Source organism: Streptomyces sp. NPDC107471 (genome assembly GCF_055582845.1).
Genome location: NZ_JBVJPC010000009.1, coordinates 12,747 through 38,134 on the forward strand (window position 1 = coordinate 12,747; position 25,388 = coordinate 38,134).

Here is a 25,388-nt window from a genome sequence, read left to right on the forward strand (position 1 = left end):
CGGGTCGCTCACCCTGAAGGTCACCTACTCCTTACGCCGGAGCAGGGGATCGGTCAGTCGTCCTTGGGGATGAGCGCATCAGTCCCGGAACAGTGCGTCAATGGATGCAGGGCCCGTACTGTGGGTTCTGTCGCAGAGCTGGAGCTGGAAGTCCGTCAGAAGGGGGCGCGCGAAGCCCATGAGCGGTGTCATGAAGCGTATGGGGATGATCTTCCGCGCGAAGGCGAACAAGGCCCTTGACCGGGCCGAGGACCCGCGCGAAACCCTCGATTACTCGTACCAGAAGCAGCTCGAGCTGCTCCAGAAGGTGCGCCGGGGCGTGGCCGACGTGGCCACCTCCCGCAAGCGCCTGGAACTCCAGCTCAACCAGTTGCAGTCGCAGTCCTCGAAGCTGGAGGACCAGGGCCGCAAGGCGCTCGCGCTCGGCCGTGAGGACCTCGCCCGTGAGGCGCTGTCCCGCCGGGCCGCGCTCCAGCAGCAGGTGACCGACCTGGAGACCCAGCACTCCACGCTCCAGGGCGAGGAGGAGAAGCTCACCCTGGCGGCCCAGCGCCTCCAGGCCAAGGTGGACGCCTTCCGCACCAAGAAGGAGACCATCAAGGCGACCTACACGGCGGCCCAGGCGCAGACCCGGATCGGCGAGGCCTTCTCCGGCATCTCCGAGGAGATGGGCGACGTGGGCCTGGCGATTCAGCGGGCCGAGGACAAGACCGCCCAGCTCCAGGCGCGGGCCGGCGCGATCGACGAACTGCTCGCCTCCGGTGCCCTCGACGACCAGTCCGGCATGCACAAGGACGACATCCAGGCCGAGCTGGACCGGCTCTCCGGTGGTACGGATGTAGAGCTGGAGCTGCAGCGCATGAAGGCGGAGCTGGCGGGAGGCTCCTCGTCGCAGCAGGCCATCGAGGGCGGCACCGGCCAGTCGCAGTCCCAGCAGCCGCAGGACACTCCACGCTTCGACAAGCAGTAGGTCCCACGCCGAGGAGGGCGACATGATCGTACGGATCATGGGGGAGGGGCAGGTCAGGCTGGCCGAGGGTCACCTCGCCGACCTCAACCGACTGGACGACGAGCTGTTGGCCGAGATGGAGAAGGGTGACGGCCCGGGCTTCCGCCGCACCCTCCAAGCCCTCCTCACCAGGGTCCGGGAGCTGGGCGACCCGCTCCCCGACGACTCCCTGGAACCCTCGGAACTGATCCTCCCCTCCCCGGACGCCACCCTGGAGGAAGTCCGGGACCTCCTCAGCGACGACGGCCTGATCCCGGGCTGACCCACCACCGACCGGCTACGGGACGCCCGAGCGGGCCCGGGGACTCCCCTCCAGCACGGTCCCACCGGGCCCGGTGGCCCATGGCGGCTCGCCCGCCGACCGGGGTTCGCACCGCTCGGCTTCACCGGCGTCAGCGGAGCCCACCGCCGTGCCCTGGGGGCTGCGCTCCAGCGCGGTTCCGCCGGGCCCGGTCGTTAAGGCGGCTCGCCCGTCGGGCAGGGCTCGCACCTCTCGCCTCGGCCGGCGTCGGGCGTGGCCCGTACCGCTCGCCTTTGCCGGTCTCGGCGGAGCCCACCGCCGTGCCCCGGGGATTTCGCTTCCAGCGCGGTCCCGCTGGGCCCGGTCGTTCATGGCGGCTCGGCCGCCAGCCGGGGCCCGTACCACTCGGCTTCACCGGCGTCGGCGGTGCCCACGCCGGGCGGGGCCCGTACCGCTCGTCTTTTCCGGCCTCGGCGGAGCCCCCACCGTGCCCCGGGGACTCCCTTCCAGCACGGTCCCACCGGGCCCGGTGGCCCATGGCGGCTCGCCCGCCGACCGGGGCCCGCACCCCTCTGCTTCGCCGGCCTCGGCGGAGCCCCCCTCCGTGCCCCGGGGACACCACTCCTCAGCCCGTCCCCCCGCCCCGACCCGCCTCCGAGGACCCGGCAGGCACCGGAGCGGTCACCTCGGCCCGGGGACGCGAGCCCGGAGACATACAGGTGGCCTCCGTTCCGTCCCCGGCAGGGCCCCCGTACTGTTCAAGCGTGAGCCGCCCACTGGACCGCGCCCGGCACCATCTCAAAGCGCACCCGCTGGCCCTGGACGCCGTCCTCGCGGCGGGCGTCCTCGCCTGCATGGTGGCCGGTTCCTTCGTCCAGCCCCATGACAAGGACGCCGTCAGTTGGAGCATCCGCACCCCTGAGCCGCTCAGCCTGGTCCTCATGGGCCTCGCCGCCCTCGCCCTGGTCTTCCGCCGCCGCGCCCCGCTCACCGTCCTCGCCCTCACCGGGGCCGCCGCGATCATCGAGTGCGTCACCGGTGACCCCCGCGCCCCCGTAGCCATGGCCGCCGTGATCGCCCTCTACACGGTCGCCTCCGCCACCGACCGCCCCACCACCTGGCGGGTCGGCCTGCTCACCATGACCGTGCTCACCGGCGCCGCGATGCTCGCAGGCCCCCTGCCCTGGTACGCCCAGGAGAACCTCGGCATCTTCGCCTGGACCGGCATCGGCGCCACCGCCGGCGACGCCGTCCGCAGCCGCCGCGCCTTCGTCCAGGCCATAAGGGAGCGCGCCGAGAAGGCCGAACGGACCCGTGAGGAGGAGGCCCGGCGACGGGTCGCCGAGGAACGCCTGCGCATCGCCCGCGACCTGCACGACGTCGTCGCACACCACATCGCCCTGGTCAACGTCCAGGCCGGAGTCGCCGCGCACGTCATGGACAAGCGCCCCGACCAGGCGAAGGAGGCCCTCGCCCACGTCCGCGAGGCCAGCCGCTCCGCCCTCAACGAACTCCGGGCCACCGTCGGCCTGCTGCGGCAGTCCGGCGACCCCGAGGCCCCCACCGAACCCGCCCCCGGCCTGGCCCGCCTCGACGAACTCGTCGGCACCTACCGCAGCGCGGGCCTCCACGTCGAGGTCGCCCGCGCCGACCACGGCACCACGCTGCCCGCCGCCGTGGACCTGGCCGCCTACCGGGTCATCCAGGAAGCCCTCACGAACGTCCAGAAGCACGCCGGTACGGCGGCGAAGGCCGAGGTCAGCGTCGTACGCGTCGGCCCGAACGTGGAGATCACGGTCCTCGACAACGGCGCCGGCAGCGACGACGACCCGGACAACGGCGGCGGCCACGGCCTGCTCGGCATGCGCGAGCGCGTCACCGCCGTGCGCGGCACCCTCACCACCGGCCCCCGCTACGGAGGCGGCTTCCGCGTCCATGCGATCCTGCCGGTCAAGACCCGCACCGCAGCGAGGGACCAACCGGGGGAGCCCGTATGACGATCCGTGTCCTGCTCGCCGACGACCAGGCACTGCTGCGCAGCGCCTTCCGTGTGCTCGTCGACTCGGAGCCGGACATGGAGGTGGTCGGGGAGGCCTCCGACGGCGCCGAGGCCGTCCGACTGACCAGGCAGGAGCGCGCCGACGTCGTCCTCATGGACATCCGGATGCCCGGCACGGACGGACTCGCGGCCACCCGCATGATCAGCGAGGACCCCTCCCTCGCCCATGTCCGCGTGGTCATCCTGACCACCTTCGAGGTCGACGACTACGTCGTGCAGTCCCTGCGCGCCGGGGCCTCCGGCTTCCTCGGCAAGGGCAGCGAACCCGAGGAACTCCTCAGCGCCATCCGGGTCGCCGCCGGCGGCGAGGCCCTGCTGTCCCCGGCCGCCACGAAGGGCCTGATCGCCCGTTTCCTCGCCCAGGGCGACGCGGACGACAACGACCCGGTGCGCTCCGAACGCCTCGCCGCCCTCACCGTCCGCGAGCGCGAGGTCCTCGTGCAGGTCGCCGGCGGCCACTCCAACGACGAGATCGCCGAGCGCCTGGAGGTCAGCCCGCTCACCGTCAAGACCCACGTCAACCGGGCCATGGCCAAGCTCGGCGCCCGCGACCGGGCCCAACTCGTGGTGATCGCGTACGAGTCGGGGCTGGTCCGTCCGCGGGCGGAGTGAGCCCGGAAGGGCGCGGAGAGGGCCGTGGAGAAAAATTCTCCGGGCGATGTCGAGAACCCGCGCCCCGCTCCGTCCCTGGGGTGAGAGCGGCCAGAATGGGTCGCACCGGAACCCCAGGAGACATCATGGCCAAGTACCTGCTGCTCAAGCACTACCGCGGCGCTCCCGCTCCGGCCAACGACGTGCCCATGGAGCAGTGGACGCCGGAGGAGATCTCCGCACACGTGCGGTACATGCGGGACTTCGCGGACCGGCTGGTGCAGACCGGGGAGTACGTCGACGGGCAGGCGCTCGCCCCCGAGGGGACGTGGGTGCGGTACGACGGCGAGGGGCGCCCGCCGGTCACCGACGGGCCGTTCGCCGAGACCAAGGACCTCATCGCCGGCTGGATGGTGATCGACGTCGACACCTACGAGCGCGCCCTCGAACTGGCCGGGGAACTGTCGGCCGCCCCCGGCGCCGGCGGGAAGCCGATCCACGAGTGGCTGGAGCTGCGCCCGTTCTACGCGGCGTCGCCGACCGCCACGGACGAGTGCCATGCCGGTGGATGAGGCGCTCCTCAGACGCCTCACGCCGGGGGTGCTGACCGTCCTCGTCCGCCGCGGAGCAGACTTCGCGGCGGCCGAGGACGCCGTCCAGGACGCGCTGGTCGAGGCGGTCCGGGTCTGGCCGGACGACCCGCCGCGGGACGCGAAGGGCTGGCTGGTCACCGTGGCCTGGCGCAAGTTCCTCGACGCGACCCGCTCGGACACCGCCCGCCGCCGGCGCGAGGAGCGCGTCGAGGAGGAACCGGTGCCCGGGCCCGCGTCCGGCAGGGACGACACGCTCCAGCTCTACTTCCTGTGCGCTCACCCCTCGCTCACCCCGTCCTCCGCCGTCGCCCTCACCCTGCGCGCGGTCGGCGGACTCACCACCCGCCAGATCGCCCGGGCCTACCTCGTGCCCGAGGCGACCATGGCGCAGCGCATCAGCCGGGCCAAGCGCACCGTCTCCGGCGTCCGCTTCGACCAGCCCGGCGACGTCGCCACCGTGCTGCGTGTCCTCTACCTCGTCTTCAACGAGGGCTACTCCGGCGATGTCGACCTCGCCGCCGAGGCCGTCCGGCTCACCCGGCAGCTCGCCGCCGTCATCGACCACCCCGAGGTCGCCGGGCTGCTCGCCCTGATGCTGCTCCACCACGCCCGCCACGCCTCCCGCACCGCCCCCGACGGCAGTCTGGTGCCGCTCGCCGAACAGGACCGGAGCCGCTGGGACACCGCGGCGATCGCCGAGGGCGTGCGGATCCTCCAGGGCGCCCTCGCCCGCGACCGGCTGGGCGAGTTCCAGGCCCAGGCGGCCGTCGCGGCCCTGCACGCCGACGCCCCCACCGCCGAGGAGACCGACTGGGTGCAGATCGTCGAGTGGTACGACGAACTGGCCCGCCTCACCGACAGTCCCGTCGTCCGCCTCAACCGGGCGGTCGCCGTGGGCGAGGCCGACGGCCCCCGCGCGGGCCTGGCCGCGCTGGCCGCGGTCGACGAGTCACTGCCCCGCCACGCCGCGGCCGCCGCCTATCTCCACGAACGCGCCGGCGACCTGACGACCGCGGCCCGCCTGTACGCCGAGGCCGCCCACAAGGCCCCCAACCTCCCCGAACGCGACTACCTGACCCGCCAGGCGGCCCGGCTGAACGCAGGCGGGCGGCACTGACGGGACGGTCCGGGCCCTTCCCGGCAAGCGGGCCGGTCACCCCCGTTACATATGCTGAGCCCTCGGACTGCCGCACGGGGGAAGGGGATGCGGACGTGCCGCTGCACAAGGACGACCCGAAATCGGTCGGCGGGTACAGACTGGTCGACCGGCTCGGGTCCGGGGGAATGGGCATCGTCTACCGGGGCAGGTCCCGCTCCGGGCGCGAGGTCGCGGTGAAGGTCGTGCACGCCCAGTACGCCGAGGATCCCGTCTTCCGCACCCGCTTCCGCCAGGAGATCGAGGTTGTCCGCAAGGTGAGTGGTGCCTTCACCGCACCGGTCGTGGACGCCGACCCGGAGGCGGCCCGGCCGTGGATGGCGACCCAGTACGTCCCGGGCCGCTCGCTCGCCGACCGGATATCCGAGCGCGGCCCGCTGCGGGAGAGCCAACTGCGGCGCCTGGCCCTGGGGTTGGTCGAGGCCCTGCGGGACATCCACCGGGCCGGGGTGGTGCACCGCGACCTCAAGCCGGCCAACGTCCTGATGGCCGAGGACGGCCCCCGTGTCATCGACTTCGGCATCTCGCGGGCGGCGGAGAACAACCCCCTGACCGAGACCGGCCAGATGATCGGCACCCCGCCCTTCATGTCCCCGGAGCAGCTCACCGACGCCCGCACGGTCGGCCCGGCCTCCGACGTCTTCGCGCTCGGTGCGCTGCTGGTGTACACCCTCACCGGCCGGGGCCCGTTCGACGCGGACAGCCCCTATCTCACGGCGTACCAGGTGGTGCACGACGAACCCGTCCTGGACGGCGTGGGGGAGGAGCTGCGGGCGGTCCTGCTGAGCTGTCTGGCCAAGGAGACCGCGGACCGGCCCGGACTGGACGACGTGGCCCGGGAGTTGGCGCGGGTGCTGCCCGAGGAGGAGCCCGACGGCCCGCCGACGGTCACCTCGCGCGGGGACCTGCCGGACCCCTCAGGCACCGGGGCGCCCGACCCGAGGTCGGCCACGTCACCCGGCCGCCGACGCCGGCCGCGCCCGCTGTGGGCGGCGACCGCAGCGATCGGTGCGCTGGCCCTCGGGCTGACGGCGTACCTGCTGAGCGGTCCCGGGCGGACCGAGAACGACGGCGGGGGCGGCACGGTCCGCGCGGAGGGCGCCGCCGCTCGCCGCACGGAGCTGCCCAGCGGCTGGAAGCCCTGGCAGACGACCGTGTACGCCACCGCCGACCGGGGTCTCAAGAAGGGGATCACCCTGCTGGAGGGCGGGGTCGACAGCGGCCCGGAGTGCCAGATGTACGAGGGTGCCGTCTACTGCGCGGGTGACGCGGTGCTGCCCGTACGCCTCGACGGCGCCACCGGGCGGGTCGACTGGCGTGCCGACGGCGTGCCGTCCCTGCGGATCAAGAGGTCGTACTTCTTCCGGCTCCTCGGAGTCAGTGATGACGTCGTGCTGGTCGAGCAGCGGTACCAGCCCGAGGGCGGCAACCTCGTGATCTCGGTCATCGCCCTCGACACCTCCACGGGGAAACGGCTCTGGCACCGCACGACGGGCGCGCAGGCGAGCCATGTCCATGTCTCCGGCGACCTGGTGCTCGTCCCTGACATGGGCCGCGGGGTGCTGACCGCGCGTGCGGTGCGCACCGGCGCCGAGCGCTGGACCGCGCCGCTTCCCTCGGGGTTGCAGTGCGACCCCGCGTACACGAACGTGGGCCTCTACCTGGAGTGCGTCCCCGGCATGACGCCTGCCAAGGAGATCCTGCTCCTGGCCTTCGATCGCTCCGACGGCTCGGTACGGCGCCTCAAGGTGCCCAGGTCCTCGACGCTCGTCGGGACGTACGCCGGCCGCCTCCTCTATCTGGAGGGCGCCGAGGACGAGGCCGGTCACCCGAGCCTGGAGGAGAAGGGACCGTTCTCCCGGATCCGGCTGGTAGACCCCGACACCGGTGCCGCCACGACGACGAAGCTGGCGGAGGAGTTCGAGGGCACGGTGACGGCGGCGGACGGCACGTTGTGGTTCACCGGTACCTCCGGCCGGGTGACCGCCGTGTCGGTGCGCACCGGAAAGCGGCTCTGGCAGACCCCGACAAGCCTGGAGCAGCCCGGCCGCGTCACCCCTGTCCAGGGCGCCCACGTGCTCTACCTGGCCAGTGCCGGCGGCCGGGTCGCGGCCCTGGACGCCGGGAAGGGCACGCTGCTGTGGGACACCCTGCCGCGCGCCAAGTGGCTGAACGCCCAGAACGATCTGCCGTCCGAGGTGCTGCTCAACGAGGGGGCCCTGGTCGTCACCACACCGGCCGGCGACGTCTTCACGATCGACCCCGCCCACCCCGAGCGGACCTCCGCGTCGGGGTGAGCGCTTGCGGTCAGGGTTCTACGGCAGTGCCAGCATCCGCTCCAGGGCCAGCTTCGCGTACGTCTCGGTCTCCTTGTCGACCTCGATCCGGTTGACGAGCTTGCCCTCGGCCAGGGACTCCAGGGTCCAGACCAGGTGGGGCAGGTCGATGCGGTTCATGGTCGAGCAGAAGCAGACCGTCTTGTCGAGGAAGACGATCTCCTTGCCCTCGGGGGCGAAACGGTTGGCGAGACGGCGTACGAGGTTGAGCTCCGTGCCGATGGCCCACTTCGAGCCGGCCGGGGCCGCCTCCAGCGCCTTGATGATGTACTCCGTCGAGCCGACGTAGTCCGCCGCGGCCACGACCTCGTGCTTGCACTCGGGGTGGACAAGGACGTTCACCCCGGGGATGCGGGCGCGGACGTCCTCCACGGACTCCAGCGAGAAGCGGCCGTGCACCGAGCAGTGCCCGCGCCACAGGATCATCTTGGCGTCCCGCAGTTGCTGGGCGGTCAGGCCGCCGTTCGGCTTGTGCGGGTTGTAGACGACACAGTCCTCCAGGGACATGCCCATGTCGCGGACCGCGGTGTTGCGGCCGAGGTGCTGGTCGGGCAGGAAGAGGACCTTCTCACCCTGCTCGAAGGCCCACTCCAGGGCGCGTTTCGCATTCGACGACGTGCAGATCAGGCCGCCGTGCCTGCCCGTGAACGCCTTGATGTCCGCGGAGGAGTTCATGTACGACACCGGCACGACCTGCTCGGCTATGCCGGCGTCGGTCAGGACGTCCCAGCACTCGGCGACCTGCTCGGCCGTCGCCATGTCGGCCATGGAGCAGCCGGCGGCGAGGTCGGGCAGTACGACCTTCTGGTCGTCGGAGGTGAGGATGTCCGCCGACTCGGCCATGAAGTGCACACCGCAGAACACGATGTACTCGGCCTCCGGTCGCGCGGCCGCGTCCCGGGCCAGCTTGAAGGAGTCGCCCGTGACGTCGGCGAACTGGATGACCTCGTCACGCTGGTAGTGGTGGCCGAGGACGAACACCTTCTCGCCGAGCTTCTCCTTGGCCGCGCGGGCGCGCTCGACCAGGTCCGGGTCGGACGGCGAGGGCAGATCGCCGGGACACTCGACGCCCCGCTCGCTCTTCGGGTCGGCCTCGCGGCCGAGCAGCAACAGGGCGAGCGGAGTCGGCTGTACGTCGAGCTCCGTGGTCTGGGCGGTGGTCACGACACGCACCCTTTCTACTTTTCGTCGAACTGACGTTATCTATCATAACCCGGTTCACGTCACTTTGACGATGGTCATTGCGTCGATGTGACGTGAATCCCGAAAACGGGCCCACGGGGCCCCGGCAGGACGTTTTCCGCTCGCGGCCCCATGTGCGAGCATGAAGAAGGCGCCGGAAAAAACCGGCGTCCGGCCCGGAATGAATCCGCGGCCTTGCCGGTTGCACCAGTCGGCAAGCAGTCTCCGTACAACCCGGGAGAGATGTAGATGTCCGTATCGGACGAGACCGGCACCGTCACCGACGGCATCATCCTGTCCGACGCCGCCGCGGCGAAGGTCAAGGCCCTGCTCGACCAGGAAGGCCGTGACGACCTGGCCCTGCGCGTCGCCGTTCAGCCCGGTGGCTGCTCCGGCCTGCGTTACCAGCTCTTCTTCGACGAGCGCTCGCTCGACGGCGACGTCGTCAAGGACTTCGGCGGCGTCAAGGTCGTCACCGACCGCATGAGCGCCCCGTACCTGGGCGGCGCGTCCATCGACTTCGTGGACACCATCGAGAAGCAGGGTTTCACGATCGACAACCCGAACGCGACCGGCTCCTGCGCCTGCGGCGACTCCTTCAACTAGCCCGCGGCCCGCACCGGTCCGACGCGAACGAAGGCGGCGGCCCCCTCCGAGGGGGTCGCCGCCTTCGTGCGTCCTCGGTGCTACCGGGCCCCGGAGGTCTCCGGCAGCCGCGCCCCCGCCTTCGTCAGCGGGATCGGCTCGCCGTCCGAGCCCACGACCTCGCGGGCACCGAGGGGCGCGTCGAGCGGCACCGTCCTCTGCGTCTCCTTGGCGATCATGATGCAGACCTTGTCCGGCCACGGCGTGTAGGTCACCGCGACCTTCACCCGGTCCGCGCTCTCGCTCGCCGTCGCCGTGTAGTCCCCGCACACCCCGCCCGTGAAGCTCACGGTCAGCTCGTCGCCCTCGGCGGTGTAGCCGTCCACCTCGACGTCCCGTGTCTTCGGCGCGGAGGTCGGCCGGTCGGAGGGCGGGGGCGTGCTCGGCGTCGCGGTCGCCGGCGAGGCGATGTACCGCGGGTCGACCGCCGGGTACGTCACCGTGAACGCGTCCTTCGCGCCCGTCGCCCGCACCTCGAACAGCCAGGACGGCACCAGCGCCTGGTGCCCGGACACGAGGTGCGAGGCCAGCCCGAACTCCGCCTTCTCGACGGTGAGCGTGCTCGTCGCCGGGCTCGCCGTCGACTGCCCGCAGGGCGCCTCGAGCCGGTCCTTCAGCGGTACGGGACTGGCGCAGCCGCCGATGCCCATGCGGTGGTCGGCCACGGGCACCTTGTTCAGCAGCCCCAGGGTCTTCTCGGCGCTCAGCACCGGATACGTGTCGCCCTTGGCCGGCGCCTTCAACTGGCCGGTGCCGCCGACCACTTCGCCCTGGCCGTTCACGGTGACGCCGGTCGCCCAGCCGTCCGTGGGCAGCCCGCCCACGACCGGGTCGGCGTTCACGGTCCGCAGGGCGCCCATGACCTGGCTCGCGTCGAGTCGCGCGGTGCCCTGGCCGACCGCCTTCAGCACCGGCGCGGCGGCCTTCTCCGCGGCCGCCTCGCTCACCGGGCGGCCGTCGCCGGGGGCCCCGCACTCGGTGGCGCTCCGGCAGTCGTCGATGACGGGGGAGTAGCGCTGGAAGGTCCACGCACCCGGCGCCTGCCGGTTCACCTGGAGCGTCGGCCCCGAACCGTCCTTGACCCCGACCCGCCAGACCTGCCCCTGCGCCACCGGCGTCCCGTCGACCCCGAGCGCCTCGGCGAGCCGCGCCACGTCCCCCTCGGTGACCTGCCCCTGGGCCCGGTACACGGGCGCCGAGTCGGGCCCCTCCGGCAGGCTGCCGTCGACGCGGTAGGTCACGCCGTACGGATTCGGCTCGCCCGGCGCGATCCCGTTCCCGGTCCCGTCGCCCGCGCGGTAGCCGTCGAGCGCGAGCGGCGGCGGAGTGGCGTCACCGGACGCACCCGAGGTCGTACCGTCGCCTGACCCCCCGAAGGCGCTGGTGGCGAGGTACGCCCCACCGCCGCCGACGACCAGCACGGCGGCGGCGACGGCGGCGACGGCGACGGGGGAGCGGTGCCGGGCCGGGCGGGGGGCGTCGGCGTCCTCGTGCCGGGGGATCTCGGAGTCCGGGGCCGTAGCACCGCCGTCGGCATCGGCAGCTTCGTCGGCGGGACCCGGGGAGTCGTCCGTGTCGGCGTCGGCGACTCCCTCGGCGTGCCCGCCCGAGCCTTCCTCGGCACCGGAACCTTCCGTACCGGAGACCTCGGCACCGCGCTCCTCCGCGGCACTCGCCTCACCGGCACCGTGCGCTTCCGCAGCGCTCGTTTCCGCAGCGCTCCCGTCCCCGTCGGAGGCCTCGACGGGGTCGTCGTTGTCGGGTCGCTCGGTGTTCACCGCATCGCTCCTTCTGCCGCGCAACTGTCCCTCGACCCTGACCCGACCCTGTCAAAAAGGTCGGCGAACGGGTCGTATCCCGCATCCCCTTTCCGGGGGACGGCGATGGGACGCAGCGGGGGAGCGCGCGGTTCCCTCGAACGCGCCGACGCACGCGCCGTGGGCCGGCCGCGTGACTCAGTCGCCGTACTCCGACATCGCCTCCAGCAGCCGGGCGGACCCCTCGGGAACCGTCACACCGTGGATGAGCGAGGGAGACACCGGTACGGCGACGATCCGGTCGGGAACCGTCCAGTGCGGAGCCATCCGGGCGCAGTCACCCCGCAGCGAGGCGAGGTCCCCGTCCAGGTCGGCCGGGGCGGAGGCGTACAGCTCAAGGTTCGTCATGACGGCACCGTATGCACGCCGGGGCCCGCGAAGAAAGATCTACTATCGGGTAGTTTCACCTGCTTCACCGTGCCGTCGGTCGCCTCGCAGTACTCCGTACGGACCCGATAGCGTTAACCGTCAATACGCCCTCGCGTCTCCCACCACCCTTCCCACGAGCGCTATCGCGCCCCCCTTCGTTTCTCAGGAGAGCCTCGCCGTGCGCATCGCAGTCACCGGCTCCATCGCCACCGACCACCTCATGACGTTCCCCGGCCGCTTCGCCGACCAGCTCGTCGCGGACCAACTGCACACGGTCTCGCTCTCCTTCCTGGTCGACAACCTCGACGTGCGCAGGGGAGGTGTCGGCGCGAACATCGCCTTCGGCATGGGCCAGCTCGGCACGAAGCCGGTGCTCGTCGGCGCCGCGGGCTTCGACTTCGACGAGTACCGCGCCTGGCTGGACCGGCACGGCGTCGACACCGCGTCCGTCCGGATCTCCGAGACCCTGCACACCGCCCGCTTCGTGTGCACCACCGACGCCGACCACAACCAGATCGGCTCCTTCTACACGGGCGCGATGAGCGAGGCCCGCCAGATCGAGCTCAAGACGGTCGCCGACCGCGTGGACGGCCTCGACCTCGTCCTCATCGGCGCCGACGACCCCGAGGCGATGCTCCGCCACACCGAGGAGTGCCGGTCCCGCGGCATCCCGTTCGCCGCGGACTTCTCCCAGCAGATCGCCCGGATGAACGGCGACGAGATCCGGATCCTCCTGGACGGCGCCGCCTACCTCTTCTCCAACGAGTACGAGAAGGGGCTCATCGAGTCCAAGACGGGCTGGTCCGAGGAGGAGATCCTCGCGAAGGTGGGCCACCGGGTCACCACGCTCGGCGCGCAGGGCGTGCGGATCGACCGCGTCGGCGAGGAGCCGATCGTCGTCGGCTGCGCGGAGGAGGAGCGCAAGGCCGACCCCACGGGCGTCGGCGACGCCTTCCGCGCCGGCTTCCTGTCCGGGCTCGCCTGGGGCGTCTCCCTGGAGCGGGCGGCCCAGGTGGGCTGCATGCTCGCCACGCTCGTCATCGAGACCGTGGGGACGCAGGAGTACCGGCTGCGCCGCGGCAACTTCATGGAGCGGTTCACCAAGGCGTACGGCGACGAGGCCGCCGAAGAGGTCCGCACCCACCTCAAGTGACCCGCTAGGAGACCCGGCGGACCACGTACGCGGAACCCTGGTCCGCCGGCTCCTCTCCCACGTACTCCTGCTCCCGCATCTCGCACCACGCCGGGATGTCCAGGCGGGCCGCCTCGTCGTCCGAGAGGACCCGGACGGTCCCGCCCACCGGCACGTCACCGATCACCTTCGCCAGTTCGATGACCGGGATCGGGCACCGCTTGCCCAGCGCGTCCACGACGAGGGAGTCCTCGTGGACCGCGGTCGCCGGTGCGGGCGCGCCCAGCTTCTCCCGGACCGCCGCCACCGCCCCCGGCAGCACTTCCAGGAACCGGTCGACCTCCTCGGAGACCGCTCCGAACGGCAACGACACCCGCACATTCCCCTCACTCAGCACGCCCATCGCCTTCAGCACATGGCTCGGCGTCAGCGTGCTGCTCGTGCAGGACGACCCGGACGAGACGGAGAAACCCGCCCGGTCCAGTTCGTGCAGCAGAGTCTCCCCGTCGACATAGAGACAGGAGAAGGTCACGATCCCCGGCAGCCGCCGCTCGGGATCGCCGACCACGTCCACGTCCGGCACCAGCCGGGGCACCCGCGCGCGGATCCGCGCCGTCAGTTCCCGCAGCCGCGCCGCCTCCTGGGCCGCCTCGGCCCGGACCGCCCGCAGCGAGGCCGCCGCCGCGACGATCGCCGGCAGGTTCTCGAAGCCCGGCGCCCGCCCCGACTCCCGCTCGTCGGACGGCCCCGGGGGCGAGAACCGGACACCTTTCCGGACAGCGAGCAGACCCACCCCCGAAGGGCCGCCCCACTTGTGCGCGCTGGCGGTCAGCAGGGACCACTCGCCCTCGACCGGCCCCCACCCGAGCGACTGCGCGGCGTCCACCAGCAACGGCACCCCGGCCTCCCGGCACACCGAGGCCACCTCGGCCACCGGCTGCACGGTCCCCACCTCATGGTTGGCCGACTGGAGACACGCCAACGCGGTGTCGGGCCGCAGGGCATCGACGTACGCCTGCGGGCGGACGGCCCCCGTGCGACCCACCGGGACCTCGGTCACGTCGAACGGCTCCGCCGAATGGAGTACGGAGGAATGTTCCACCGCTGACACGATCAGGTGACGTCCGATGCGCCGCCGCCCGGCAAGTACCCCGCTGACCCCGGTGTGCACGGCCCGGGTCCCGGAAGAGGTGAAGGTCAGTTCGTCGGCCCGACACCCCACCGCCTCGGCGGCCGCCTGCCGGGCGGCGTCCAGCAGCATCCGAGCCCGTCGCCCTTCCCGGTACAACCGAGAGGGATCGGCCCACCCTTCATCCAGAGAGGCCAACAGCGCCTGACGGGCAACGGGGTGAAGGGGAGCACCGGAAGCAGCGTCGAAGTAGGACACACGGCAACGCTAACCTCCTTGGGGGCGCGGGGAACTGCGCGATCAGCCACAAACCACCCGCAGCCGCCAATCAAGCGAAGCCACGGAGTGACTAGGCCCCCCTCCCGCTGAACCCCCGGAGGGCGTCGGCTAGGGTTTGGTCCGCATAAACATCCAAACCCCTGCCCGACGCAGGGCGGCGACCGACCACGAGTAGGGCCAGGCCGCAGCCGATCCGCGCGGGCGAGACTCTCGGGAAGGCGCTACGTGAGTCCCAACGGCTCCGACCGCTCGCCGCGGCGCCCGATGCGGCGGAAGCTGCTCCAGGCAATGACCGCGGGCCTGGTCCTTGCGACCGCCACCGGTTGCACATACAAGGACTTCCCCCGCCTTGGTATGCCCACCCCGACCACGGCAGAGGCTCCGCGGATCCTCTCCCTGTGGCAGGGCTCCTGGGCTGCCGCGCTCGCCGTCGGCGTGCTGGTGTGGGGTCTGATCATCTGGAGCGCCATCTTCCACCGGCGCAGCCGCACCAAGGTCGAGGTACCTCCGCAGACCCGGTACAACATGCCCATCGAGGCGCTGTACACGGTGGTTCCGCTCGTCATCGTCTCGGTCCTGTTCTACTTCACGGCCCGCGACGAGTCGAAGCTGCTCAGCCTCAAGAAGCAGCCCGACGTCACCATCAACGTCGTCGGCTACCAGTGGAGCTGGGCCTTCAACTACATCGAGCCCGTAGCGGGTTCCACGGGTGACGCGAAGACGGACAAGAACCTGGACGCGATTCCGACCCGGTTCAAGGACGCCTTCCCGGCGAACGCCGGCGGTGTCTACGACTTCGGGACGCCCGCCACGCGGAACCCGCAGACCGGCAACCCCGGCCCGACCCTCTGGCTCCCCAAGGGCAAGACGGTCCGCTTCGTCCTCACCTCGCGTGACGTCATCCACTCCTTCTGGGTGGTGCCGTTCCTGATGAAGCAGGACGTCATCCCGGGCCACACCAACGCCTTCGAGGTGACCCCCAACAAGGAGGGCACCTTCCTCGGCAAGTGCGCCGAGCTCTGCGGCGTCGACCACTCCCGGATGCTGTTCAACGTGAAGGTCGTCTCCCCCGAGCGCTACGAGCAGCACCTCAAGGACCTCGCGAAGAAGGGGCAGACCGGTTACGTTCCCGCGGGCATCGAGCAGACCGCCCATGAGAAGGACCGGGAGACGACGAACCTGTGAGCATCCTCAACGAACCCCAGGGTGCCGCGGCAGCAGGGTCCCACTACACGGACGAGCTGCCGGTCCGGCGCCAGAACCGCGGCAGCGTGGTCATCAAGTGGCTCACCACCACTGACCACAAGACGATCGGGACCCTGTACCTGGTCACGTCGTTCGCGTTCTTCCTGATCGGCGGCGTGATGGCGCTCTTCATGCGCGCCGAGCTGGCCCGTCCGGGCCTGCAGATCATGTCGAACGAGCAGTTCAACCAGGCGTTCACGATGCACGGCACGATCATGCTGCTGATGTTCGCGACGCCGCTGTTCGCCGGCTTCACGAACTGGATCATGCCGCTGCAGATCGGCGCGCCCGACGTGGCGTTCCCGCGGCTGAACATGTTCGCCTACTGGCTCTACCTGTTCGGCTCGACGATCGCGGTCGGTGGCTTCCTCACCCCGCAGGGCGCGGCCGACTTCGGCTGGTTCGCCTACTCCCCGCTGTCGGACGCGGTCCGCAGCCCGGGCGTCGGCGCCGACCTGTGGATCATGGGCCTGGCCTTCTCCGGCTTCGGCACGATCCTCGGTGCGGTCAACTTCATCACCACGATCATCTGCATGCGCGCGCCGGGCATGACCATGTTCCGCATGCCGATCTTCGTGTGGAACGTGCTGCTGACCGCGGTGCTGGTCCTGCTCGCCTTCCCCGTCCTCGCCGCCGCGCTGTTCGCGCTGGAGGCGGATCGGAAATTCGGGGCACACGTCTTCGACGCGGCGAACGGCGGAGCGTTGCTCTGGCAACACCTCTTCTGGTTCTTCGGCCACCCAGAGGTGTACATCATCGCCCTGCCGTTCTTCGGCATCATCTCCGAGGTCATCCCGGTCTTCTCCCGCAAGCCGATGTTCGGCTACATGGGTCTGATCGCGGCGACCATCGCGATCGCGGGTCTGTCCGTGACGGTGTGGGCCCACCACATGTACGTCACCGGCGGTGTGCTGCTGCCGTTCTTCTCCTTCATGACGTTCCTCATCGCCGTCCCGACCGGCGTGAAGTTCTTCAACTGGATCGGAACGATGTGGAAGGGGTCCCTGAGTTTCGAGACCCCGATGCTCTGGGCCACCGGCTTCCTGATCACCTTCACCTTCGGTGGTCTGACCGGTGTCATCCTGGCCTCGCCCCCGATGGACTTCCACGTCTCGGACTCGTACTTCGTGGTGGCGCACTTCCACTACGTGGTGTTCGGCACCGTCGTCTTCGCGATGTTCTCCGGCTTCCACTTCTGGTGGCCGAAGTTCACCGGCAAGATGCTCGACGAGCGCCTCGGCAAGATCACGTTCTGGACGCTGTTCATCGGCTTCCACGGCACCTTCCTGGTCCAGCACTGGCTGGGCGCCGAGGGCATGCCGCGCCGGTACGCCGACTACCTGGCGGCCGACGGCTTCACCGCCCTGAACACGATCTCGACGATCAGCTCCTTCGTGCTCGGCCTGTCGATCCTGCCGTTCCTCTACAACGTGTGGAAGACGGCCAAGTACGGCAAGCCGGTCGGCGTCGACGACCCGTGGGGCTACGGCCGCTCCCTCGAGTGGGCGACCTCCTGCCCGCCGCCGCGCCACAACTTCCTCACCCTGCCGCGGATCCGCAGCGAATCCCCGGCGTTCGACCTGCACCACCCGGAGATCGCCGCTCTCGACCAGCTCGAGAACGCCGGTCACGGTGAGAAGGCTCTGGCCGGCAACGGCGGCAAGGAGGCCGGGAAGTGAAGATCCAGGGACGGATGTTCTTCTGGCTGAGCATCTTCATCCTCGCCATGGCGGTCGTCTATGGCGTGTGGTCGAAGGAGCCGGCCGGTACCACCGCGCTCTTCCTGGCCTTCGGTCTGTCCATCATGATCGGCTTCTACCTGGGCTTCACGGCCAAGCGGGTGGACGCCGGCGCGCAGGACAACAAGGAGGCCGACGTCGCGGACGACGCCGGCGAGGTCGGGTTCTTCAGCCCGCACAGTTGGCAGCCGCTCGCCCTGGGCGTCGGCGGTGCCCTCGCCTTCCTGTCGGTCGCGATCGGCTGGTGGCTGCTGTACTTCTCGGTGCCGGTGATCCTGGTCGGCCTGTACGGCTGGGTCTTCGAGTACTACCGCGGTGAGAACCGCACCCAGTAGCACGAGCTGAGCTCGTCAGGAGCCCGGACACTCCGTCAGGAGCGTCCGGGCTCCTGCGTTTGCCGCAATCGGTATCCCTCGTACGAGTCACCCGGCGTGCCGTTCTTGACGTGCCTTCCTAGCGTGAAGTCATGAACCACGCACCGCGTACCCGCACCGTCGTCGGCTGCACGCTGCTGGTGATCGCCCTCGGCGCGAGCGCCGCCGCCTGCGGGTCCGACGGGAACCCGCTGGCGGCCACGCCGTACGACGCCGCGGACCAGATCGCCTTCAACGCGCCCACGGGCGACGGCAAGAAGGCCGACCCCGACAAGCCGCTCGAGGTCACCGCCGATGACGACGACGGCCGCATCACCGATGTCACGGCCACGGACGCCACGGGCCGCCATCTGGCGGGCGAACTCTCCGCCGACGGCACCCGGTGGCGCAGCACCTCCCCGCTGGCCGCGAACGCCCACTACACGCTCCGGGTGAGCACCGAGGACGAGGACGGCGCCCCGGGCCGCAGGGTTCTCGACGTCGACACCAGCAAGCCCCTCGGCAAGAAGCGCCTGAACGTCACGTTCGGCCCCAAGGCGGGCACGTACGGCGTCGGTCAGCCCGTCACCGCCAAGCTGGACCGGCCCGTCAAGGACAAGGCCCAGCGGGCCGTCGTCGAGCGCGCCCTGAGAGTGGACTCCACGCCCGCCGTGCCGGGCGCCTGGCACTGGGTGGGCGACAAGGAGCTCCACTACCGCCCCAAGGAGTACTGGCCCGCCCACGCCACGATCCAGGTCCGCAGCGACCTGGAGGGCATCAAGATCGGCGACCGGCTCTGGGGCGGCAAGGGCAAGGCCCTGAAGCTGACCACCGGCGACCGCATCATCGCCGTGACGGACGCCTCGTCGCACTCGATGACGGTCTACAAGAACGGCGAGGTCATCAAGGAGCTCCCGGTCACGACCGGCAAGCCGGGCTTCGACACCCGTAACGGCGTCAAGGTCGTGCTGGGCAAGGAGTACTTCGTACGTATGCGCGGTACCAGCATCGGGATCGCCGAGGGCTCCTCGGAGTCGTACGACCTCCCGGTCTACTACGCCACCCGCGTCACCTGGAGCGGCGAGTACGTCCACGCCGCCCCCTGGTCGGTCGGCTCCCAGGGCTACGCCAACGTCAGCCACGGCTGCACGGGCATGAGCACGGCCAACGCGGAGTGGTTCTTCGAGACCGTCCACGAGGGCGACGTGGTCCAGGTGGTCAACTCGGAGGGCGACACCATGGAGCCGTTCGGCAACGGCTTCGGCGACTGGAACCTGGACTGGAAGAAGTGGCGCGAGGGCAGCGCACTGGTAGCGGGCACCCCGGACGCCCCGAGCGCCGAGCAGACGGCACGGCTACGGCCGACGGCAGTGTGACTCCCCAGGGGCGCGGGGAACTGCGCGACCAGCCACAGCGGACCCGCAGTCGCCCGCAGACCGCAGAACCCGAGCTCCTAGGCGCTCAAGGCCTTCCGGTCCCGCAGCAAAGAGGCCAGCGCCGAGGCGAACTCCACCGGGTCCACCGGATGCGTCACCGCACCCTCCGCCCGGCTCCAGGTCGCCAGCCACGCGTCCTGCGGCCGTCCGATCAGCAGCAGCACCGGCGGGCAGTCGAACACCTCGTCCTTGATCTGCCGGCACAGGCCCATGCCGCCCATCGGCACGGCCTCCCCGTCCAGCACACAGACGTCGATCCCGCCCTTGTCCAGCTCCTTCAGCACCGCGGCGGGCGTGGCGCACTCCACGAACTCGACCAACGGGACGTCCGGAGCCGGTCGCCGTCCGGCGGCGAGCCGCACCTGTTCGCGGGTGTTGGAATCGTCGCTGTAGACCAGCACCGTGGCGGTCGGCTGCATTGTTCCTCCGTGACGTCAGCGTCGTAAGGACAGGCCCGTTGGGCCGGATGCTACTCCCTTGAACACCACGTCAACACCGGTATGGAGCAGGGAGACACTCCGAACGGCACCCCCCGGGGTGAGGGCGGGATAAGCGACCGACATAATGTCGGTCGTGGCGACAGCAACGACAGTAGAAACCGGGCACGCGCACCCGTCGGTCAACCGGCCGAACCTCACCAGCGTCGGAACCATCATCTGGCTGAGTTCCGAGCTGATGTTCTTCGCGGCCCTCTTCGCGATGTACTTCACCCTGCGATCGGTGACGGGACCCGATCACTGGAAGGAAATGGCGTCCAGCCTGAACTTCCCGTTCTCGGCGACGAACACCACGATCCTGGTGCTCTCCTCGCTCACCTGCCAGCTCGGCGTCTTCGCCGCCGAGCGCGGTGACGTGAAGAAGCTCCGGGGCTGGTTCATCGTCACGTTCATCATGGGCGCGATCTTCATCGGCGGTCAGATCTACGAGTACACGGAGCTGGTGAAGAAGGACGGGCTCTCGCTCTCCTCCGACCCGTACGGCTCGGTGTTCTACCTGACCACCGGCTTCCACGGTATGCACGTGACGGGCGGCCTGATCGCGTTCCTGTTCGTTCTCGGGCGTACCTACGCGGCCAAGAGGTTCACCCACGAGCAGGCGACCGCCGCGATCGTCGTGTCCTACTACTGGCACTTCGTCGACGTCGTCTGGATCGGCCTCTTCGCCACGATCTACATGATCAAGTAGCCGGGCCCGCTCCCGACATCGCAAGCATCGACGCAGAAGATCCTGACACCGGGGTAATCCGTGAAAAAGCTCTCCGCACGACGACGCCACCCGCTGGCGGCGCTCGTCGTCCTACTCCTCGCGCTGGCATGCACCGGGGGGCTGTACGCCGTGTTCGCACCCGCGGACAAGGCGAAGGCAGACGAAACCGCCCAGTCCCTGGCCATCGACGAGGGCAAGAAGCTCTTCGCCGTAGGCTGCGCTAGCTGCCACGGCACCGGCGGTCAGGGGTCCTCCGACGGTCCGAGCCTCGTGGGCGTGGGTGCCGCGGCCGTCGACTTCCAGGTCGGCACCGGCCGTATGCCGGCCCAGCAGCCGGGCGCGCAGGTTCCGCGCAAGAAGGTCATCTACACGCAGGCCGAGATCGACCAGCTCGCCGCGTACATCTCCTCGCTCGGCGCGGGTCCGAACATCCCGACCGAGGCGCAGTACGGCCCCGACGGTGCCGACATCGCCAAGGGCGGCGAGCTGTTCCGCGACAACTGCACGCAGTGCCACAACTTCACCGGCAAGGGTGGCGCGCTGACGCACGGCAAGTTCGCGCCGAGCCTCGAGGGCGTCGACCCGAAGCACATCTACGAGGCCATGCAGACCGGCCCGCAGAACATGCCGTCGTTCCCCGACACCACGCTGTCGGAGCAGAACAAGAAGGACATCATCGCGTACCTGAACGCGGTCAACGGCGACGACACCGTGAGCCCCGGCGGCCTTGAGCTGGGCGGTCTCGGCCCGGTCTCCGAAGGCCTGTTCGCCTGGATCTTCGGCCTCGGCGCGCTGATCGCGGTCGCCGTCTGGGTCGCCGCTCGGACCGCAAAGGCCAAGAAGTCATGAGTAGCCAAGACATTCCAGAAGAGAACCTGCCCGCTGAGCAGGACGCGCACGGCGCGGTAAGCGTCGCGGACGAGAAGAACCCGTTCGCGGACCCCGGCCTCCCGCCCCACGAGCACCGGGTGCAGGACATCGACGAGCGGGCCGCCCGGCGGTCCGAGCGCACGGTGGCCATGCTGTTCACGGTGTCGATGCTGGCCACCGTCGGGTTCATCGCCTCGTACGTGGGCATCCCCCACGACAAGTCGATCTTCGTCTTCCCGATCGGGCACATCAACGCGCTGAACTTCGCGCTGGGCCTGACCCTCGGTCTCGCCCTCTTCGCGATCGGCGCGGGCGCGGTCCACTGGGCCCGCACCCTGATGTCCGACGAGGAGATCGCCGACGAGCGTCACCCGATCGAGGCGTCCCCCGAGGTCCGCGCGAAGGTCCACGCGGACTTCAAGCAGGGCGCCAAGGAGTCGGCGCTCGGCCGTCGCAAGCTGATCCGCAACACGATGTTCGGCGCGCTGGCCCTGTTCCCGCTCTCCGGCGTGATGCTGCTGCGCGACCTCGGTCCGCTGCCCGGCACCAAGCTCCGCCACACCATGTGGCGCAAGGGCCTCCAGCTCGTCAACATGAACACCAACGAGCCGCTGCGCCCCTCCGACGTCCAGGTCGGCTCGCTGACCTTCGCCAAGCCCGAGGGCCTGGAGGAGCACGACGAGGAGTTCCAGACCGAGATCGCCAAGGCCGCCCTGATGATCGTCCGCATCCAGCCGGACAACATCAAGGACAAGCGCGAGCTCGAGTGGTCGTACGAGGGAATCGTCGCGTACTCGAAGATCTGCACCCACGTCGGTTGCCCGATCTCCCTGTACGAGCAGCAGACGCACCACGTGCTCTGCCCCTGCCACCAGTCCACCTTCGACCTCTCCGACGGTGCCCGGGTGATCTTCGGCCCCGCCGGTCACGCCCTGCCGCAACTGCGCATCGGCGTGAACGACCAGGGTTACCTCGAAGCGCTCGGCGACTTCGAGGAGCCCGTCGGTCCTGCATTCTGGGAGCGCGGATGAGCACTACAGAGTCCACCGAGGCCCGCTCTCGCGGGAAGGCACCGGCCGGCGAGCGCGTCGCCGACTGGGCCGACGGCCGGCTGGGGATCTACTCCCTGGCCAAGGCCAACATGCGCAAGATCTTCCCCGACCACTGGTCGTTCATGTTGGGTGAGGTCTGCCTCTACAGCTTCATCATCATCATCCTCACGGGTGTGTACCTGACGTTGTTCTTCCACCCGTCGATGAACGAGGTGGAGTACCACGGCAGCTACGTCCCGCTGCAGGGACAGATGATGTCCGAGGCGTTCAACTCGACCATGCACATCTCCTTCGATGTGCGCGGTGGTCTGCTGATCCGGCAGATCCACCACTGGGCGGCGCTGATCTTCCTCGCCGGCATGTTCGTGCACATGATGCGGGTGTTCTTCACGGGTGCGTTCCGCAAGCCCCGTGAGGTCAACTGGGTGTTCGGCTTCCTGCTGTTCGTCCTCGGCATGTTCACCGGCTTCACCGGTTACTCGCTGCCGGACGACCTGCTCTCTGGCACCGGTGTCCGCTTCATGGAGGGCGCGGTCCTGTCCGTGCCGATCGTGGGCACGTACCTGTCGTTCTTCCTGTTCGGCGGGGAGTTCCCGGGCGGCGACTTCGTGGCCCGGTTCTACTCGATCCACGTCCTGCTGCTGCCGGGCATCATGCTGGGCCTGATCGTCGGCCACCTGATCCTGGTCTTCTACCACAAGCACACGCAGTTCGCGGGTCCCGGCAAGACGAACAACAACGTCGTCGGCATGCCGCTGCTGCCGGTCTACATGGCCAAGGCCGGAGGCTTCTTCTTCCTGGTCTTCGGTGTCATCGCGGTCATCGCGGCGATCGCCTCCATCAACCCGATCTGGTCGATGGGCCCCTACCGACCCGACCAGGTGTCCACGGGCGCCCAGCCGGACTGGTACATGGGCTTCTCCGAGGGCCTGATCCGTGTCATGCCGGGCTGGGAGATCAACTTCTGGGGTCACACGCTCGTCCTGGGCGTGTTCATCCCGCTGGTCATCTTCCCGCTGGTCCTGGTCGCGATCGCGGTCTACCCGTTCATCGAGTCCTGGGTCACCGGCGACAAGCGCGAGCACCACATCCTGGACCGCCCGCGCAACGCTCCGACGCGTACGGCCTTCGGTGTCGCGTGGATCACCTGGTACTTCGTCCTGCTGATCGGTGGTGGAAACGACCTCTGGGCCACCCACTTCCACCTGTCGATCAACGCCATCACCTGGTTCGTCCGGGTCGCGTTCTTCGTCGCCCCGGTCCTGGCGTTCATCGCCACCAAGCGGATCTGCCTCGGCCTCCAGCGCCGGGACAAGGACAAGGTGCTGCACGGCCGCGAGTCCGGCATCATCAAGCGCCTGCCGCACGGTGAGTTCATCGAGGTGCACGAGCCGCTCAGCCAGGAGCAGCTCCACACGCTCACGGCGCACGAGCAGTACCAGCCGGCCGCGATCGGCGCCACGGTCGACGAGAACGGCGTCGAGCGGAAGGTCAAGGGCTCCGAGAAGCTGCGCGCCAAGCTGAGCGAGGCGTACTACGGCGACGAGTCCCAGATCCCCAAGCCGACCGTCGAGGAGTACAAGGAGATCACGAGCGGCCACGGCCACCACTGATCGCTGCTTGTCGCTGCGCTCGCCACGCGCGGTAGTAAGGGCCCGTCCGACACACAGGACGGGCCCTTCGCCGTGCCGTGCGGTGCGGTGCGGGTTCGGTGGGGGCGGGCGTTCCGCGCAGTTCCCCGCGCCACTGAGATGCCTGCGTCGTGGGCTGGATAGGGTGTGGGCACGGTTTTCTACGACATCTGGAGCGGCCCCATGAGCGCTGTGACCCCCGCTGGAGGCGACACCGCGGCGGGCCGTTCCTGGCCCGAGGTATTGAACGCCCTGCTGTACGGCCGGGACCAGAGCGCCGACGCGACGGCGTGGGCGATGGACCGGATCATGCAGGGCGAGGCCACCGACGCGCAGATCGCCGGCTTCGTGGTCGCCCTGCGGGCCAAGGGCGAGACGGTCGAGGAGATCAACGGGCTGGTGCGGGCGATGTACGCGCACGCCAACGTGATCGAGGTCCCCGGGCGGACCGTGGACATCGTCGGCACCGGCGGTGACGGCGCCAAGACCGTCAACATCTCCACCATGTCGGCGATCGTCGTGGCCGGCACCGGCGCCACGGTCGTCAAGCACGGCAACCGGGCCGCCTCCTCGGCGTCCGGCGCCTCCGACGTCCTGGAGAAGCTCGGCGTCAACCTGGAGCTGACCCCGCGGCGGGTGGCAGAGGTGGCCGAGGAGGCCGGGATCACCTTCTGCTTCGCGATCAAGTTCCATCCGGCACTGCGCCACGCGGGCGCCGCCCGCGGTCAGTTGGGCATCCGCACGGTGTTCAACATCCTCGGTCCGCTGACCAACCCCGCCCGGGTGCGGTCCCAGGCGGTCGGGGTCGCGGACCCCCGCATGGCGCCGGTCGTCGCGGGCGTCTTCGCCGAGCGCGGCAACTCCGCCCTCGTCTTCCGCGGCGACGACGGCCTCGACGAGCTGACCACCACGTCGACGTCCCGGGTCTGGGTCGTCCGCGACGGCAAGGTCACCGAGGAGAGCTTCGACCCCCGGGACGTCGGCATCGACCTGGTGCCGGTGGAGGCCCTGCGGGGCGGTGACCCGGCGTACAACGCGGAGGTCGCCCGCCACCTGCTGGACGGCGAGAAGGGACCGGTCCGCGACGCCGTGCTCCTGAACTCGGCCGCCGCGCTGGTGGCCCTGGACCCGGGGACGGGGCCACTGGCCGAGCAGCTCAGGGCCGGGATGGACAAGGCCGCGGAGGCGATCGACTCGGGCGCGGCGAAGCGGACGCTGGAGCGCTGGGTGGCCGCGAGCAACGCGTAACAACGACAGGGATGTCGTCCCGCGATCCGGACACGGGTTGCGGGACGACGATCACTTCACGTACGTTCCT

At 70.2% G+C, this 25,388-nt stretch carries 23 protein-coding genes; 18 read left to right on the plus strand and 5 right to left on the minus strand.

Going from position 1 to position 25,388, the window contains the following annotated elements; genetic code table 11:
- Positions 1–190 precede the first annotated feature (190 nt).
- From ACZ66S_RS28200 to ACZ66S_RS28230, 7 genes are all read left to right on the plus strand, one after another.
- Positions 191–970: a PspA/IM30 family protein gene (locus ACZ66S_RS28200; RefSeq protein ID WP_234358555.1), complete on the plus strand. Its 780-nt coding sequence runs from the start codon at positions 191–193 to the stop codon at positions 968–970.
- Positions 971–992: 22 nt separating this feature from the next.
- Positions 993–1,271, plus strand: a complete 279-nt coding sequence (gene pspAA / locus ACZ66S_RS28205) for a PspA-associated protein PspAA (RefSeq protein WP_469904355.1) — start codon at positions 993–995, stop codon at positions 1,269–1,271.
- 743 nt (positions 1,272–2,014) lie between these two features.
- Positions 2,015–3,247, plus strand: coding sequence for a histidine kinase (locus ACZ66S_RS28210; protein WP_469904356.1), 1,233 nt, complete (start codon positions 2,015–2,017; stop codon positions 3,245–3,247).
- Positions 3,244–3,921, plus strand: coding sequence for a response regulator (locus ACZ66S_RS28215; RefSeq protein ID WP_053848324.1), 678 nt, complete (start codon positions 3,244–3,246; stop codon positions 3,919–3,921). Before ACZ66S_RS28210 ends, ACZ66S_RS28215 begins: the two co-directional genes overlap by 4 nt.
- A 125-nt stretch (positions 3,922–4,046) precedes the next feature.
- Complete coding sequence (locus ACZ66S_RS28220) at positions 4,047–4,472, plus strand: YciI family protein (RefSeq protein WP_469904357.1); 426 nt, start codon at positions 4,047–4,049, stop codon at positions 4,470–4,472.
- Positions 4,459–5,610, plus strand: coding sequence for an RNA polymerase sigma factor (locus ACZ66S_RS28225; protein ID WP_469904358.1), 1,152 nt, complete (start codon positions 4,459–4,461; stop codon positions 5,608–5,610). The genes ACZ66S_RS28220 and ACZ66S_RS28225 overlap by 14 nt, the downstream gene beginning before the upstream one ends.
- Positions 5,611–5,705: 95 nt before the next feature.
- Positions 5,706–7,946, plus strand: coding sequence for a protein kinase domain-containing protein (locus tag ACZ66S_RS28230; protein ID WP_469904359.1), 2,241 nt, complete (start codon positions 5,706–5,708; stop codon positions 7,944–7,946).
- 18 nt (positions 7,947–7,964) lie between these two features.
- Here ACZ66S_RS28230 and nadA read toward each other — a convergent pair whose 3' ends face one another.
- The gene (gene nadA, locus ACZ66S_RS28235; RefSeq protein WP_469904360.1) at positions 7,965–9,149 is read right to left on the minus strand and encodes a quinolinate synthase NadA; all 1,185 of its coding nucleotides are present in this window, start codon (positions 9,147–9,149) and stop codon (positions 7,965–7,967) included.
- Positions 9,150–9,416: 267 nt separating this feature from the next.
- On the opposite strand from nadA, the gene ACZ66S_RS28240 reads away from it, so the two are divergent.
- Positions 9,417–9,773: an iron-sulfur cluster assembly accessory protein gene (locus tag ACZ66S_RS28240; RefSeq protein ID WP_356016021.1), complete on the plus strand. Its 357-nt coding sequence runs from the start codon at positions 9,417–9,419 to the stop codon at positions 9,771–9,773.
- An 80-nt stretch (positions 9,774–9,853) separates the two neighbouring features.
- On the opposite strand, the gene ACZ66S_RS28245 is transcribed toward ACZ66S_RS28240, so the two are convergent.
- Complete coding sequence (locus ACZ66S_RS28245; RefSeq protein ID WP_469904361.1) at positions 9,854–11,590, minus strand: hypothetical protein; 1,737 nt, start codon at positions 11,588–11,590, stop codon at positions 9,854–9,856.
- Positions 11,591–11,767: 177 nt separating this feature from the next.
- Positions 11,768–11,977, minus strand: coding sequence for a hypothetical protein (locus tag ACZ66S_RS28250; RefSeq protein WP_469904362.1), 210 nt, complete (start codon positions 11,975–11,977; stop codon positions 11,768–11,770).
- Between the two features lie 199 nt (positions 11,978–12,176).
- Here ACZ66S_RS28250 and ACZ66S_RS28255 point away from each other — a divergent pair, with 199 nt between their 5' ends.
- On the plus strand, positions 12,177–13,151 hold the full coding sequence (locus ACZ66S_RS28255) for a carbohydrate kinase family protein (protein WP_469904363.1): 975 nt from the start codon (positions 12,177–12,179) through the stop codon (positions 13,149–13,151).
- Between the two features lie 4 nt (positions 13,152–13,155).
- On the opposite strand, the gene ACZ66S_RS28260 is transcribed toward ACZ66S_RS28255, so the two are convergent.
- Positions 13,156–14,517 carry an aminotransferase class V-fold PLP-dependent enzyme gene (locus ACZ66S_RS28260; RefSeq protein ID WP_469904364.1) on the minus strand — a complete coding sequence of 454 codons (1,362 nt, stop codon included), beginning with the start codon at positions 14,515–14,517 and terminating at the stop codon, positions 13,156–13,158.
- Positions 14,518–14,763: 246 nt separating this feature from the next.
- Here ACZ66S_RS28260 and ctaC point away from each other — a divergent pair, with 246 nt between their 5' ends.
- From ctaC to ACZ66S_RS28280, 4 genes are all read left to right on the plus strand, one after another.
- Entirely contained in the window at positions 14,764–15,723 is a 960-nt protein-coding gene (ctaC, locus tag ACZ66S_RS28265; protein WP_469904365.1) for an aa3-type cytochrome oxidase subunit II, read from the plus strand.
- On the plus strand, positions 15,720–17,462 hold the full coding sequence (gene ctaD, locus ACZ66S_RS28270) for an aa3-type cytochrome oxidase subunit I (RefSeq protein ID WP_125188267.1): 1,743 nt from the start codon (positions 15,720–15,722) through the stop codon (positions 17,460–17,462). Before ctaC ends, ctaD begins: the two co-directional genes overlap by 4 nt.
- Entirely contained in the window at positions 17,459–17,857 is a 399-nt protein-coding gene (locus ACZ66S_RS28275; RefSeq protein WP_469904366.1) for a cytochrome c oxidase subunit 4, read from the plus strand. Before ctaD ends, ACZ66S_RS28275 begins: the two co-directional genes overlap by 4 nt.
- 131 nt (positions 17,858–17,988) lie before the next feature.
- A complete protein-coding gene (locus ACZ66S_RS28280; RefSeq protein ID WP_469904367.1) occupies positions 17,989–19,251 on the plus strand; it encodes a L,D-transpeptidase in 1,263 nt (420 codons plus the stop codon).
- Between the two features lie 77 nt (positions 19,252–19,328).
- Here ACZ66S_RS28280 and ACZ66S_RS28285 read toward each other — a convergent pair whose 3' ends face one another.
- A complete protein-coding gene (locus ACZ66S_RS28285; RefSeq protein WP_469904368.1) occupies positions 19,329–19,730 on the minus strand; it encodes a response regulator in 402 nt (133 codons plus the stop codon).
- Positions 19,731–19,875: 145 nt separating this feature from the next.
- Here ACZ66S_RS28285 and ctaE point away from each other — a divergent pair, with 145 nt between their 5' ends.
- The 5 genes from ctaE to trpD all read left to right on the plus strand — a co-directional run bounded on the left by ctaE (position 19,876) and on the right by trpD (position 25,318).
- Positions 19,876–20,496 carry an aa3-type cytochrome oxidase subunit III gene (gene ctaE, locus ACZ66S_RS28290; protein ID WP_020137389.1) on the plus strand — a complete coding sequence of 207 codons (621 nt, stop codon included), beginning with the start codon at positions 19,876–19,878 and terminating at the stop codon, positions 20,494–20,496.
- Positions 20,497–20,556: 60 nt separating this feature from the next.
- Complete coding sequence (qcrC, locus tag ACZ66S_RS28295; RefSeq protein WP_280851961.1) at positions 20,557–21,366, plus strand: cytochrome bc1 complex diheme cytochrome c subunit; 810 nt, start codon at positions 20,557–20,559, stop codon at positions 21,364–21,366.
- The gene (gene qcrA / locus ACZ66S_RS28300) at positions 21,363–22,418 is read left to right on the plus strand and encodes a cytochrome bc1 complex Rieske iron-sulfur subunit (protein ID WP_469904369.1); all 1,056 of its coding nucleotides are present in this window, start codon (positions 21,363–21,365) and stop codon (positions 22,416–22,418) included. Before qcrC ends, qcrA begins: the two co-directional genes overlap by 4 nt.
- Positions 22,415–24,052: a cytochrome bc1 complex cytochrome b subunit gene (qcrB, locus tag ACZ66S_RS28305; RefSeq protein ID WP_469904370.1), complete on the plus strand. Its 1,638-nt coding sequence runs from the start codon at positions 22,415–22,417 to the stop codon at positions 24,050–24,052. Before qcrA ends, qcrB begins: the two co-directional genes overlap by 4 nt.
- Positions 24,053–24,253: 201 nt before the next feature.
- Positions 24,254–25,318: an anthranilate phosphoribosyltransferase gene (gene trpD / locus ACZ66S_RS28310; protein ID WP_469904371.1), complete on the plus strand. Its 1,065-nt coding sequence runs from the start codon at positions 24,254–24,256 to the stop codon at positions 25,316–25,318.
- The last annotated feature ends 70 nt before the right edge of the window (positions 25,319–25,388 follow it).